Origin of the sequence: Microcoleus vaginatus FACHB-2002 (assembly GCF_040004035.1) — a bacterium.
In the GTDB taxonomy this organism is placed as follows: domain Bacteria; phylum Cyanobacteriota; class Cyanobacteriia; order Cyanobacteriales; family Microcoleaceae; genus Microcoleus; species Microcoleus vaginatus_C.
On record NZ_JAMPLN010000057.1, the window covers coordinates 16,348 to 30,419 of the forward strand.

Below are 14,072 nucleotides of genomic sequence, written 5' to 3' on the forward strand. Positions count from 1 at the left end.
ACTTAGGTTTTAAAGCTTGAGTATATTTTAGTTTATCTTTTTGTTTTGCGAACTGAACAAAAAGTATCTGCCGACAGCTACGGTCATGCGCTACTCTAGTTAATAATAGACTGTGGTCATTAGTCCTTGTTGTATGAAGCTGCGATCGTTCTTTTCTTTCCTCATTGCTGGCGTCTTGGCACTCTTAGGCTTGAGTGCCGGCGGTTTTTACTGGCTGACAACTCACACTCCCCTGAATTTGCTCGCCGGCGGGCCGACAACTACTCCGGCTGCAGCTGTGTTTGTCTCGAAACAAGCACCTTTGTTAGCTTCAATGCTGGTAAATCCCGATCGCCTCGAAGCATTGCGACAAGTTTTTGCCACTCCCGAAGAAAGAAGTCGATCGCACGCGGAATTTGAGCAAATCAAAAAAAGTTTCCTCGCCAATACAGGCCTCGATTACAGTAGAGATATCCAACCTTGGATAGGTGACGAAATTACCCTCGCCGTCACAAACCCAGATTTCGATCGCGACAGCAGCAACGGCCAACAAGCCGGGTTTTTGCTGGCCGTTTCCTCCCAAAATGTCGATCGCAGCCAAAAATTTCTCGACTCTTACTGGCGCCAACAATCTCGTGGCGATAAAACCGTGCAGTCGGAAATATATAAAGGCGTGAGAATTAATTATAAACAAGCACCAATATCCCAGAAAAAATCTGCTTCATTTTCGCCTTTTAACCCGTTTTCTCTGCCGACTTCAAAGTTGCCATCCAGCTTCGCAACAGCAGCCGTCGGCGGTAATTTAAATTCTGGGAATAACCAAAGTTTTGTTTTATTTTCCAATACCCCGATTGTGATTCGAGATGCAATTAATAACGTTGAATCAGCTAACCTAAATCTCGATAATACCCCCGAATATCAAAAAGCTTTGCAGCAGCTAACTCAAGGCAGAATCGCTTTAGCATTTGTCAATCTCCCGCAATCAGCCGCCGAGCAAAATCCCCAAGTTGCTCTTAATTCCCTCGCAGTTGCTGTCGGAGTCAACCGACGGGGATTGCTGGCTCAAACTGCTTTAGTGACATCGCGAGAAAACACAGCTTCTCCAACACTCTCCGAACCAGTGCAAGCCTTGCAATACATTCCCTCAGCCAGTCCTTTCGCGGTCGCCAGCACCGATTTAAGGAATTTTTGGGCTGATTTGTCATCAACGGTGTCAGCTAACGTTGAAGTCTCAAATTTAGTCGATCGCACTCTCGCAGATATTCAGCAAGTTTGGGGCGTCAACCTGCAACAGGATATATTTGACTGGGTACAAGGAGAATACGCTTTAGCAGTGCTTCCGAATTCGTCAAATAGTGCTGACTGGATTTTTGCAGCCGAAAACTCTGCTGATTCCCAAAAGGCGATCGACAAACTCGATGAAATTGCCCGCAGCAAAGAATACAGCATCGGCAGTTTCACTCTCAGAAACCAGAAAATTACCGCTTGGACGCAGTTGACAACGACTCCAAATTATGGTAAAGAAAATAATAGAAAAAGTGCGATCGAAACCGAGGCAAAAGGAGTCCGAGCGACCGTCGGCAAATACGAAATTTTCACCACTTCCGTAGAAGCAATGGACGCAGCACTAGAAGCAGCAGAAACAGGCTCTTTAGTTGCCAATCAAGATTTTCAAACCAGTATTGAACCGCTACCGCCATCTAACGACGGCTATTTTTATTTAGACTGGCCCTCCAGCAGGGCAATTTGGGAAAAACAAATCCCGCTGTTGAGGTTAATTGAACTTTCGGCAAGACCATTGTTCGACCACTTGCGATCGCTCACCGTCACCAGTACGGGAGAAATAACAGGAATTCGCAAAGCTACTATATTTATGCGGCTGAATTAGTCAGAAGGAAGGAAGAAGGAAGAAGGAAGAAGGAAGAAGGAAGAAGGAAGAAGGAAGAAGGAAGAAGGAAGAAGGAAGAAGGAAGAAGGAAGAAGGAAGAAGGAAGAAGGAAGAAGGAAGAAACTACGCCCAATTCCCAATGCCCCATTCCCAATAACTAAGGAGTAATCACTACAGACTCCTTCACCTTTTTCTGTTGCCCAAAATAAGCTTGAAATACCTCTTTGGCGATCGGGGCAGCAGCAACAGAACCATAACCGCCATTTTCCACAACCACGGCGATCGCAATCTCCGGCTTCTGGGCGGGCCCGAAAGCCACATACAAAGAGTGATCCTCCTGTCCGATGACCTCCGAAGTCCCTGTTTTGCCCCCCGTCAGCGGAATCGAACCGTCATTCAATCCCTGTCCAGTACCCTCGGCAACTACCGCGATCAGTCCTTCCTTAACCACCTGAATTGTTGAAGGTTTCATCCCCGTATGTACCCGTTGAGTCTCCGCTGTACCCGTCATAGAAGTCAAAAGATGAGGCTTCACCCGATAGCCCCCATTAGCGATCGAACTCACCATCACCGCCGCCTCCAAAGGAGTCACCAAAACCAACCCCTGCCCGATCGACATCGTTACCGTATCACCCGCATACCAAGGTTCTTTATAAATTTTCTCCTTCTCCTCCGGCGTCGGCATTTGACCGTGATCGCCGCCGCCTAGCCCCAAAAGATTCAAATCCGTATCCTTGCCAATTCCCAAGCGTTTTCCCCACTTAGAAATTTGCTCCGGCCCCGTACTAATCCCCACTTGATAAAAAAACGTATTGCTGCTGAAAGCCAAAGCATCCCGAAAGCCGATGTCGCCGTAACCGCCGCTGTGTTCGTTAAAATCAATTCCTCCCACAGTAATGTAAGACGAAGTACCGAGAATTGAGTCCGGCGAAAATTTGCCCGACTCCAGACCCGCGACGGAAGTCACAATTTTAAACGTGCTGCCGGGGGGATAGCCTTGCATGGCCCGATTCAAAAATGGATTTTGCGGATCTTGAAGAGTTTCCCACTCATCCTTAGTGATTTTTCGCGTAAACAGATTGGGGTCAAAAGTCGGGTGGCTGGCCATAACTAATACGGCCCCGGTTTTGACATCCAGCGCCACTACTGCCCCCCGGCGGTTCCCCAGGGCTTTTTCGGCTGCTTTTTGCATGGACAAGTCTATGGTTAGCTGCACCGCCTCACCGGGTTTGGGCGGTGTCTCTCCCATCAGCCGTAATTCTTGATTTTGGGCATTTACCTCGATCAGCCGATCGCCCCAAACTCCCGCAATCTTCTTGTTAGAACTCGCTTCTATGCCCATCTGACCGACAATCATCCCCATCGGATATTCGGGATGAGCTTCCAAGTCTGCTGCGGTAGCCTCGCCAATATATCCGATCACGTGAGCCGCCAAACTGCCTTCAGGATAGTAGCGGTTCGCTTCTGGCCGCACTTCCACTCCCCGCATTTGTCCCACGTGTTCTGCTAGTGGCACAAACACCTCTGGCGGCATTGCTTGCTTGAGCCGCACCGGTCTATAGGATTGAGGATCGACCTCTTTTAATTTTTTTAAAATTTCTTGTGCCGGGATTTTAACCAGCGGACTCAACTTTTCTGCTGTCGCTTTCCATTCTTCCGGCGTTTGTTCTTTCGGCCACAAATATACCGATCGAGCTAAATTGTTTGCCGCTAGCAACTTGCCTTTGCGATCGATAATGTGTCCGCGATTAGCCGCCATGGGCACTAGGCGAACGCGATTGTTTTCGGCTCTTTCCCGGTTTTGCTTTCCTTGTATCAGTTGTAATTCCACCAGCCGACTAGCGTGCAGGCCCAGCAAACCGGTCGCCACCAGCATTAACACGATCGCCCGGTGTATCGGACGCTCTTGTTTCTTAGGAGTTTCCGCCAGGGTTTTGTCAGGAGAGTGAAATGCTGAGATCGAATAAACTTGTCGTTGCATCATTCTATAGGTAGATGTCAAATCCTAGATTTTAGATTCCTAATTGTCAATTGTGAAGTATACATCCTCAAACCGGGGACGATCGGGCCTTGACCGTTGGGGGAAGTGGAATGATTGATCATTAACTTTTGACTAATCATTAATAACTCATGATTGCTGACTAATCCCCCAAGCACCAAGAAATAGCCAGAAAAATCAAGGCCAGGCTCAGCCAATTAGGGAGGTGGAGCCAGCCGGATAGACCTATAGGTAACAATACCAAGGCCTGTGTCAATAGGGAACCGAGCGCCAACAGCAAGACTAAGAGTATCAAATTTATCATCTTGACACCGTACAATTTCGGGTATAAGTCGATCGCCTGTGGCAGAAATCCGAGTGGCACAAGCGAGCGCGATCGTACAGGGATTGTCCTGATAGACATAAGAAAGAGAAGCCAGGAGGTTTTGAACTAATTTAAAAAAACTTATTCTTCCTCCATAGTTTGGATTCTAGGGGCTGCGATGGGTAAATTCTGAGTTGTGGTTTTAAGTTGTGACCGAGGAGTATTGCCATGTTGTTTAATCAGCGACCCAATTTGAAAAACGGTGCGCTATTGGCGGCGATCGCCGCGATTGCCGCCCTACCAGTTTTAGCAGAAACAGCCAATTTCGGCACTTTAACTTTATCGCGAGGTTTTGCAGCCCCAACAGCAGTTTTGAGAGGTTCCACAGGCGGATCGTACTCTCTATCGGCCATAGCCAACGCCGATCGCCACAAAAACAAATGTTTGGGTTTTGCCACCCCAACTCCCGACCACATCATAGTCTTGCAGGAAAACTTTTCAAAACTCACACTCCAACTCAACAGCGGAGGCAAGGACACGACCTTACTCGTACAAGGCCCCGGTAATGCGGTGCGCTGCGGAGACGATATAGGTCAGAATAAAGATGCTGGCATACTTGATTCAGACTGGCAAGCAGGCTCTTACAGGATTTGGGTAGGTACTGTCGAACCCGGAGTCAAGTCTAACTATACAATCTCAGTACAGGAATAGAAAACAGCGGCGCTGTTGGATGGAGAAAATAAAATATCATCAAATTCTCCCCCATCTAGCACTCTCCCACGGTTCCATTCCGTAATATCCCCCAATCTCCTGATCGACCGCTCACTTCCCCCATCCAGTAAAATGTAAAATCGAAAGTGGCGTGTTTAACCAAAATAGGTAACTCCGAAAGTGCTAAAGACTCTTAGAGCTGACTTCAGTATAATTTTCGATCGCGACCCTGCCGCTCGCAACTGGCTGGAAGTTTTGTTTTGCTACCCAGGTCTTCAGGCCCTAGTGCTGCACCGCCTCGCACACTGGCTTTATGTGTTGGGGCTTCCCTTCATCCCCCGCTTGATTTCCCACATTGCTCGCTTTTTGACCGGAATTGAAATCCACCCCGGGGCAACCATCGGCAAAAGCGTATTCATCGACCACGGTATGGGGGTTGTGATCGGCGAAACAGCTATTATCGGCGATTTTGCCCTAATTTACCAAGGTGTCACCCTTGGCGGTACTGGCAAACAAAGTGGCAAGCGTCACCCTACCGTCGGCGAAAACGTAGTTGTAGGTGCCGGCGCCAAGGTACTCGGCAATCTGCAAATTGGCAACAACGTTCGCATCGGCGCAGGTTCCGTCGTACTCCGCGACGTACCATCTGACTGTACAGTGGTAGGGATTCCCGGCCGCATCGTCTATCGATCGGGAGTGCGCGTCAATCCCCTAGAACACGGCAGTTTGCCGGATTCGGAAGCTGTGGTAATTCGCTCTTTGCTCGATCGTATCGAGTCCCTCGAACAGCAAGTAAAAAGTTTGCTTCCTCAAGCATCTGTCTCCTTAACTTCTGATCCCAATTCCCACAATTTTCACTCAGTATCAGAAGCTTTAAACCAAGCCAGCAATGTAGCCTTAGCCGAAAAAACACAGCTAGTTACAACCCCTAGCTGCAAGTTAAAAGATAAAGCAATTCAAGAATTTTTCGACGGCAGCGGCATCTAAAATTTGAATTGGGCATAGGGCATAGGGCATAGGGAATTGGGCATAAGGCATTGGTGAATGTTAACTGTTAACTGATGACTAATAACTAATGACTACTGACTAATGACTACTGACTTCTTTTTCAAGGATTAACCGATCGCACAGACCAATTTCCCTGCCCGTCGCGCCGATAAAGCGACCGATTTTGCGGTTCCCCCCGCAACTCCAACAAATCCACCGTTTCCGGTTCCAACAACAGCAAGCAAAAATTAGGCAGCGGCTCGATCGCATCTGGGGAAGCAGAATCAAAAGCACTAGCCTCGGCTTTGTCATCCCCCGGCTGCGGCCAAGCAAACTGTGATCTAGCCGCCTCAGAAAGCTCCTGCCAAGTTGTGCACCGTGATGAGCATAAATGGGCCTCTGGATAATCTGCCCCTACCAAAACTAGCTTTCCAGCAATCCGAAATTGTTCGCGAGTTTTCGGGAAATACCAGCAAATTTCCCCCCAAGGATAGAGGTTAATTTCCTCGGCCTTTTGGCTGCGAATATCTGTAATAAACTTTAACTGATTAGTATCTGCTAAAAAGCCTCGAAACACCACAGTGCGGTTGGCAGGACGCCCGGTGGCGCGAACAGTTGCTAGTTGCAAGTAGCGGGCAAAAGCAAGACTGCGGTTGCGGTGGAGGGCACGAGCTAAGGGCGATCGCCAAAGTGCTAAAGACATAAATGAAGGAAGAAGGAAGAAGGAAGAAGGAAGAAGGAAGAAACAGTTATCCGTGAATTCCCTGTCATGCTATTGCTAATTTTATGTCAAATTCACTCTCAAAACTCAAAACTATTGAAACTCCCCACAGTGGCTACCACTGGGACGGCAGTTCCCGCCGCTTTTTTGAAGGCTGGTACTACCGAATAACATTACCGATTCACGGACAATCCTTTGCATTCATGTATTCCATCGAAGACCCCAGAGGCGGTCAACCTTACAGTGGCGGTGCAGCTCAAATTCTCGGCCCGAAAGATAGCTATTTGTGTCGCACCTTTCCCGATGTAAATAAGTTTTGGGCGCAGCGAGAAAGCTTGGGTTTCGGACATTGGGGCAAAACTGATTTACAAATTAAACCCCAATATTTAGAGCCGCAAGTATTCGACAGCCGCGTCGAAGAAGGCTATCAAGCTACTGCTACTTTAAATCAAGGTTATCTGCACGATCCGGGTAGTGGCAGTCGCTGTTTTTGGCAGTACAAAATTAAACCTATTTATGGCTGGGGAAACTCTGAAGAAATCCAGAAATCTACGGCGGGAATGCTATCTTTTCTGCCCGTATTTGAGCCTGGATGGCAAATTTTAATGGCTCACGGTTTAGCCACGGGCTGGATCGATTGGAACGGCGAACGCTACGAATTTAAAGATGCTCCTGCTTATAGCGAAAAAAACTGGGGCGGTGCTTTTCCGCAAAAGTGGTTTTGGGTTAATTGCAATTGTTTTCAAGGCGAAAAGGACTTAGCTTTAACTGCTGGCGGCGGCAAGCGGGGCGTGCTGTGGTGGATGGAATCCGTAGCAATGATTTGTCTGCATTACCGAGGCAAGTTTTACGAATTTGTGCCTTGGAATTCCCAAGTTAGTTGGACTATTCAACCTTGGGGAAGCTGGAAAATGCAGGCTAGAAACAGCCAATTTGAAGTTGAGTTGATTGGCACTACAAACAGTCCTGGTACTTATGTGCGAACTCCTACAGAAAAAGGCATGGCTTTTTGCTGCCGGGATACGACGCACGGCGAATTGCGCTTGCAACTGCGAGAATTGTTGGGGGGAAATATGGAAAAAAATGGCAAGCAGCGTTCTAGAATTATCTTAGAGGCTCAAAGTTCTTTATCGGGTTTGGAAGTTGGGGGCGGGCCTTGGGATGAAGTTTGGCGATCGAATTAAATCATTAGTCATTTATCAGCAGTCAGTTAACAGTAGTCAGAACAGCCATGATCAATTTACTCAGTTGGCAATTAGGCAAATTCTACCGCTGCCAGCGGTTACAACAAGCTCTCAAGGCGATTTTGGGACTAATTTTATGTTTGAGTACAATTTTGATGCCGACGGAAATTGCTAGTGCTGCCGGTGATTTGTCTCGCCAACCAGTCACCGAAATTACGGTTAGTTTAGGTAACGAAGCTGGGGAACTCAAATTGTTTCCCAATCTGCTAGAATTTGAATCGGGCAAGCGCTATAAATTAGTGTTAAAAAACCCTAGTTCGCAGAAACATTATTTCACTGCCAAAAACTTTGCTGATGCGAGTTGGACTCAAAAAGTTGAAGCGGGTAAGGTGGAAATTAAAGGAGCGATTCACGAATTGGAACTTAAACCGGGCGCTATGGCAGAATGGGTGTTTGTACCGATGAAATCGGGAACCTACAACCTGCGGTGTACGGTAGCCGGACATACAGAGGCGGGGATGATTGGCAAACAGAGGCGGGGATGATTGGCAAAATTACGATCGCCTCTTAAATGCGTTAATACATTAAGAGATTGACTAATTTTTGTGTAATCGGAAAACCAGTCTGACGCTCAAAATGTCTGAACATCGGACTAGGATTTGCCTCTAAAAATACATACTCACCGGTTGGATTGAGACGCCAATCAATAGCAGTCCAATCGAGCATAAATGCCTTTAATATTGCTAAACATTGTTCGTGAACTGATGCGGGCAAATTTATTGGAATTAGCTCGGACTCTATATCTTCCCGAAAGTCCAAAGCTTGACTGCGAATTTCCGCCGAATCAACTGATTCACCAATCACATAACTGCGAATGTTTGTCCCAGGAATATACTCTTGTATTGTGATTGGAGAAATACTCAAAGCCAAGTCCAGCCGATTAGGTTCTAAATGTGCCTCTGTTACCAACTTGGTATGAGCGCCACCATAAACGGGCTTAAAAATTACTTTTTTCTGAGATTGGACAAATTCCCTAACTTGCTCTGGATTGTTACTGATTAAAGTTGCAGGAATTGTCACTCCTATTTGCTTTGCCAGACTCAGTTGTAGGGGTTTTTCTTTATGAAATTGGTAGGCCTGCCACGAATTAATCCAGCGAGCCGGACAAGCTTGCATTAGCGATCGCACTGTACTCATGGAATCGTTCAATGCAACTTGCTGTTGATTTGCATCTTTTAAAGGTGCAACGCCAACACCGGAAAAATTGCGCCAAAATACACTGTGAATATCTTGAAAATTCAACTGGCGACCTCCGGGTAGCGTCAAGCACCCTACCAAGGTATCAGGTTGCCAAGACAGACGTAACTGTCTTGGAAACAGATAGGTATCTAAATAATCTACTTCTGCACCGGCTTGGGTGAGAGCATTTTTTATATGAGCAGCATGAGCATCGGAATCATTACCCAGAATTAAAATGTTCATGGGAAGTTTAAAAATAAAAATGTGCTAAAATTAAGTACAAATATGAAAAGTCGCATCACTTGTTTTGAGAGTGTTGCAACTTTTTATATATTGAAAAAAACACTCGAATGAGGCTGAATCTTTGAAAGTCTTATTACATAAACAAGCGGCATAGTCCAGGAATTAGCCAGAATTTCTACCATTGTCGGCACGAATGAGATTACCAATCAAGAGGGCATCCACCGCCTTCAAACCAAGCTTTTGTGTAATATCCTCCACCCTCTTCACCTATAGCCAGAGTGGTTAGCGGAGGGTCAATAGGAATAGGCTGGGGAGGAAATCCTCCTCCTCCTTCACTTCCCGGACAGGGAGCTGAGATACACTGTATCCCACCACCTTCTTCACCTATAGCTAGAGTGGTAGCTATTAATCCACCTCCGATGCGGGTGGACTCTTCATCAATTAGCGTCTCTTCAAAATCCAAATCAATTGCTTCGAGATCAGCAATATCTAGATCAAAAGGATGATTCATAAAATTATCCTACTTGAGTAAAAGATTAGGCTTGTTTACCCATAATCTAAATCAAGAGGATGAAGTGATGTTGCCATTTTGGCAAGTTTCAAAGTAAGTAGTGTAACTGTCAGTTAAAAAATGTTAAGCTGACTCTAGCGGAGCCATTGTCAGTCCCGCACGGCCCAATTGCATATGATAAAGTTCTGCTTGCTCTTGCGGGCCAACCCAGACGGTGGCCTGGCCTTCGTGGTGGATTTGGTTGGCGAGTTTCCAAGCTCGATCGCTCGTCATCCCTGGAATGTATTTCGTCAAACATTCCACAACGTGCTGGAATGTGTTGAAATCGTCGTTGAGGACTATTACCCGATAGTTGGGATAAGGTTTGCGGGTAACTTGACTCGATCGAACGGGTGCTATGGTTGGTGAAGAGGTCATCGCGCGAACAGCCACTAAAACTACAAAATTCGTAAAATAGTTACCTCTAACATTATAACACAATTTCAGATTTTTTTAACCCCTACTTGGTATTTTGATCCGCTTCGGGGTTTATTTTCACCACCGGGCCCTGCGTTAGATTTCTCCAGAAACTGTGGGGAGTAGGAGTTAGGTATCCTGCCCCCCATTGACAGGCTTTTCGGGAGAAATCTATTGCACCGCGCCGATTAAACTAAAGTTAACACTCGATTGAGATCGGAAGTGTCGCCGTCAGAATAGGCTTGCAGCAGAAGTTGCTTTAAATCTTCAATCAGCGGATAGCGGGGGTTCGCTCCGGTACACTGATCGTCAAAAGCGCGATCGGCCATTTCCTCAACGCGAGCAAAAAAGAAATCATCGCTCATTCCCTGACTGGCGATCGCCTCCTGAATCGTGCTAGGAATATCTACCTGACGCTTCAGATCTTCCACCGCTGCGATCAACTTCTCCACTTTCTCCTCTTCTGTATCGCCGCCCAAATTCAGATAGTCTGCAATTCGAGCATAACGCCACTTGCTGTTAGGATACTTGTTTTGAGAAAAAATCGCTTGTTTGAACGGAACATCCGTTGCATTGTAGCGAATGACATGGGAAATCATCAGCGCATTCGCTAAACCGTGAGGGACATGGCAAGTTGCACCTAATTGGTGAGCAATTGAGTGACAAACCCCCAGAAAAGAGTTGGCAAATGCCATCCCGGCGATCGTAGCAGCATAATGTACTTTCTCCCGCGCTTTCGGATCGTTAGCACCATTTTTGTAAGCGCTGGGCAGGTATTTAAACAGCAAACGAATCGATTCTAAAGCCAAACCATTTGTATACTCAGAAGCCAACACAGAAACATAAGCTTCTAAAGCGTGGGTTAGCGCATCAATGCCGCCGTAAGCAGTCAGTTTCCGGGGCATATTCAGCGTAAGTTCTGGATCGACGATCGCCATACTCGGAGTCAGAGCATAATCTGCAAGCGGATACTTAATCCCCGATCGTTCATCGGTAACAACCGCAAAAGGCGTGACTTCCGAACCAGTTCCCGAAGTAGTTGGAATTGCCACCATAATTGCCTTTGAGCCCAAAGGCGGCAGTTCGTATACCCGCTTGCGAATATCCATAAACCGCATCGCCAATCCTTCAAACTCAATTTCTGGATGCTCATACATCAGCCACATTACTTTAGCAGCATCCATCGGCGAGCCACCACCAAAAGCAATAATCACATCTGGATGGAAACTATTGCAGATTTCTAAACCTTTGCGAACAGTAGCAAGGGAAGGATCGGGTTCCACATCGTAAAATGTGTAGTGATCGATGCCGATTTCTTCCAAACTCTCTGTGACTTCCTTAATCAATCCCAATTCAAACAATGGTTTATCCGTCACAATCAAAGCACGTTTCTTACCTGCAAGATCCCTCAAAGCTACAGGAAGACAACCCGACTTAAAATAAATCTTGGGAGGAATGCGGAACCAGAGCATATTCTCGCGCCGTTCTGCTACGGTTTTGATATTCAGCAGGTGATGGGGTGTCACGTTGACAGAAATCGAATTATCGCCCCAGCTACCGCAACCGAGGGTAAGGGAGGGATCGAGGCGGAAATTGTACAAATCGCCGATCGCACCTTGAGAAGAAGGCGTATTAATCAGCACCCGCGAAGTCTCTAGTTTGCTTTCAAAATAACGAATGTGTTCCTGATTGTGGGGGGCGGTGTAGAGTACAGAAGTATGTCCGTGTCCGCCAAAAATTATCAGCGCTTCAGCTTTTTCTACTGCTTCAGTAAAGTCCTTGGCGCGGTACATGGCGAGAATCGGCGAAAGTTTTTCACAAGCAAAGGGTTCTTCTTTACCAACCGCATCCACTTCTCCAATCAAAACCCTGATGTTTGACGGCACTGTAAAACCAGCAATCTGGGCCACCTTTTGCACCGATTGTCCGACAATTTCGGCATTCAATCGACCATCAATTAAGATTACTTGCCGCACTTTTTCTCGTTCTTCAGCATTCAGGAAATAAGCACCGCGCTTGATAAATTCCAGTTGCACTGCATCGTACACCTCATCCACAACAACCACCGATTGTTCCGAAGCACAAATCGTGCCGTTGTCGAAAGTTTTGCTGAGCAAAATTGAGCTGACAGCCATTTGGATGTGGGCGGTTTCATCAATGATGGCGGGAGTATTTCCCGCGCCGACACCGAGGGATGGATGCCCTGAAGAGTAGGCCGCTTTTACCATTCCCGGCCCGCCAGTTGCCAAAATTAGTTTGATATCGGGGTGCTGCATCAAAGCTTGGGAAAGCGGCACAGTTGGCTCATCAATCCACCCAATAATATCCGGTGGTGCTCCTGCCGCTACAGCAGCATCGAGGATGATTTTTGCCGCCGCAGCCGTGCAGGATTTTGCGCGGGGATGGGGCGAAAATATAATGCCATTTCTCGTCTTGAGCACGATTAAAGACTTAAAGATGGTGGTGGAAGTCGGGTTAGTTACAGGAACGATACCCGCCAGCACTCCCACGGGTTCGGCAATGCGTTCGTAGCCAAAATGCCGATCGGACTCGATAATACCGCAAGTCTTGTCGTTTTTATATTTGTTGTAAATCATTTCCGAGGCAAAATGATTTTTGATTGCCTTATCTTCGATGACTCCCATTCCCGATTCTTTGACTGCGGCCTTGGCTAAGGGAATGCGGGCGGCATTAGCGGCTAAAGCTGCTTGCTTGAATATGCGATCGACCTGTTCTTGAGTGTAGGTGGCAAATTCAGCTTGGGCTGCTTTCACTTTTTGAATGAGGACTTCTAATTCATCTACATTGGTAACTTTCATGGGTTTTTTCCTAATGTTTTTTTTGTGATAATTATTGCCTCAATCTTTGATTGGTAGGGAACCCGCAGATTAACGCAGATAATTTCAAGATTGTTGGTGACTTGTGAACGCGGTCTTTTAATTATTATATACCGCTAGCTCCGATCGCATTGACGCCGCGACTGCGAAAAATATCAACAGTTTGTTGCACGAGTTCCGGTGAAGCTGGAGGTGTATCCTTGAGTTCGTAATCCAGTTTTAATTGTTCCCATTTGTATTCTCCCATTTTATGAAAGGGTAATACTTCTAATTTTTCCACATTGTTCAGATTGGCAATAAACTCCGCTAATTTTTCTACGTTTTCGATGTCATCTGTGAGGTGAGGAACTAGAACGAAGCGAATCCACGTCGGTTTGCCAATTTCGCTGAGATATTTGGCCATTGCTAAAGTAGGCTCGATCGAAACGTTGGTGACTTTGTAATACAGATCAGGAATGTAGGATTTGATGTCCAATAAAACCAGATCGGTCATTTCCAGAACCGGTTTAGCAACTTCTAAAAGACAGAACCCTGATGTGTCTAGGGCTGTATGCAAACCTATTTGATGACAGCGACTAAATATTTCTTTGACAAAATCCGGCTGCATCAACGGTTCGCCGCCGCTGACTGTAACGCCTCCTTTCCGCAGGTAGGATTTACATTTTGTAATTTGATCGATTAAATAATCGACGGTTACTTCTTTACCATCGTGGGAAGTGCGACAGTCGGGATTGTGACAGTAAAGACAGCGTAAGGGACAGCCTTGGGTGAAGACGATAAACCGGATTCCGGGGCCGTCTACGGTACCAAAAGTTTCGATTGAATGAATGCGACCAATTCCAGACATTTAATTTGCTGTTTGTTGGTTGGGATTTTGAGAGTAGGGATGAGCGGGAGGGCCTGACAGGTGTAGGTTTTTTACAACTAGGAGGAGTTACAAGTATAAAAGGCATCCACAGGAGTGTGAGGGAAGGAACTCCAACGCTCCAGATGAATGGGAATATTGTTGAGTA

12 protein-coding genes are annotated in these 14,072 nt (G+C 46.6%); 5 read left to right on the forward strand and 7 right to left on the reverse strand.

The window, feature by feature from the left end; all coding sequences use genetic code 11:
- The first annotated feature begins 112 nt into the window (after window positions 1-112).
- Window positions 113-1,867: a DUF3352 domain-containing protein gene (locus NDI35_RS27915; protein ID WP_445315543.1), complete on the forward strand. Its 1,755-nt coding sequence runs from the start codon at window positions 113-115 to the stop codon at window positions 1,865-1,867.
- 157 nt (window positions 1,868-2,024) lie between these two features.
- Here the strand turns inward: NDI35_RS27915 and mrdA are convergent, their stop codons facing one another.
- Window positions 2,025-3,851 carry a penicillin-binding protein 2 gene (gene mrdA / locus NDI35_RS27920; protein ID WP_445315544.1) on the reverse strand — a complete coding sequence of 609 codons (1,827 nt, stop codon included), beginning with the start codon at window positions 3,849-3,851 and terminating at the stop codon, window positions 2,025-2,027.
- Window positions 3,852-4,398: 547 nt separating this feature from the next.
- On the opposite strand from mrdA, the gene NDI35_RS27925 reads away from it, so the two are divergent.
- Both NDI35_RS27925 and cysE read left to right on the forward strand, forming a co-directional pair.
- Window positions 4,399-4,881 (forward strand): hypothetical protein, encoded by a 483-nt coding sequence (locus NDI35_RS27925; RefSeq protein WP_445315545.1) that lies wholly within the window; start codon window positions 4,399-4,401, stop codon window positions 4,879-4,881.
- Window positions 4,882-5,061: 180 nt separating this feature from the next.
- The gene (gene cysE / locus NDI35_RS27930; RefSeq protein WP_333255459.1) at window positions 5,062-5,868 is read left to right on the forward strand and encodes a serine O-acetyltransferase; all 807 of its coding nucleotides are present in this window, start codon (window positions 5,062-5,064) and stop codon (window positions 5,866-5,868) included.
- Window positions 5,869-5,989: 121 nt separating this feature from the next.
- Here cysE and NDI35_RS27935 read toward each other — a convergent pair whose 3' ends face one another.
- Window positions 5,990-6,571, reverse strand: coding sequence for an Npun_F5749 family FMN-dependent PPOX-type flavoprotein (locus NDI35_RS27935; protein ID WP_445315546.1), 582 nt, complete (start codon window positions 6,569-6,571; stop codon window positions 5,990-5,992).
- Window positions 6,572-6,654: 83 nt separating this feature from the next.
- On the opposite strand from NDI35_RS27935, the gene NDI35_RS27940 reads away from it, so the two are divergent.
- Together NDI35_RS27940 and NDI35_RS27945 are read left to right on the forward strand one after the other, a co-directional pair.
- Window positions 6,655-7,773 carry a tocopherol cyclase family protein gene (locus NDI35_RS27940; protein ID WP_445315547.1) on the forward strand — a complete coding sequence of 373 codons (1,119 nt, stop codon included), beginning with the start codon at window positions 6,655-6,657 and terminating at the stop codon, window positions 7,771-7,773.
- Between the two features lie 47 nt (window positions 7,774-7,820).
- On the forward strand, window positions 7,821-8,318 hold the full coding sequence (locus tag NDI35_RS27945) for a cupredoxin domain-containing protein (protein WP_445315548.1): 498 nt from the start codon (window positions 7,821-7,823) through the stop codon (window positions 8,316-8,318).
- A 31-nt stretch (window positions 8,319-8,349) separates the two neighbouring features.
- On the opposite strand, the gene NDI35_RS27950 is transcribed toward NDI35_RS27945, so the two are convergent.
- From NDI35_RS27950 to pflA, 5 genes are all read right to left on the reverse strand, one after another.
- Window positions 8,350-9,255, reverse strand: coding sequence for an ATP-grasp domain-containing protein (locus NDI35_RS27950; protein ID WP_445315549.1), 906 nt, complete (start codon window positions 9,253-9,255; stop codon window positions 8,350-8,352).
- A gap of 199 nt (window positions 9,256-9,454) precedes the next feature.
- Window positions 9,455-9,766: a hypothetical protein gene (locus NDI35_RS27955; protein WP_445315550.1), complete on the reverse strand. Its 312-nt coding sequence runs from the start codon at window positions 9,764-9,766 to the stop codon at window positions 9,455-9,457.
- Window positions 9,767-9,889: 123 nt separating this feature from the next.
- Complete coding sequence (clpS, locus tag NDI35_RS27960) at window positions 9,890-10,183, reverse strand: ATP-dependent Clp protease adapter ClpS (RefSeq protein WP_445315551.1); 294 nt, start codon at window positions 10,181-10,183, stop codon at window positions 9,890-9,892.
- Window positions 10,184-10,410: 227 nt separating this feature from the next.
- A complete protein-coding gene (adhE, locus tag NDI35_RS27965; protein ID WP_445315552.1) occupies window positions 10,411-13,041 on the reverse strand; it encodes a bifunctional acetaldehyde-CoA/alcohol dehydrogenase in 2,631 nt (876 codons plus the stop codon).
- A 124-nt stretch (window positions 13,042-13,165) separates the two neighbouring features.
- Window positions 13,166-13,906 carry a pyruvate formate-lyase-activating protein gene (pflA, locus tag NDI35_RS27970; RefSeq protein ID WP_445315553.1) on the reverse strand — a complete coding sequence of 247 codons (741 nt, stop codon included), beginning with the start codon at window positions 13,904-13,906 and terminating at the stop codon, window positions 13,166-13,168.
- Window positions 13,907-14,072: the final 166 nt, after the last annotated feature.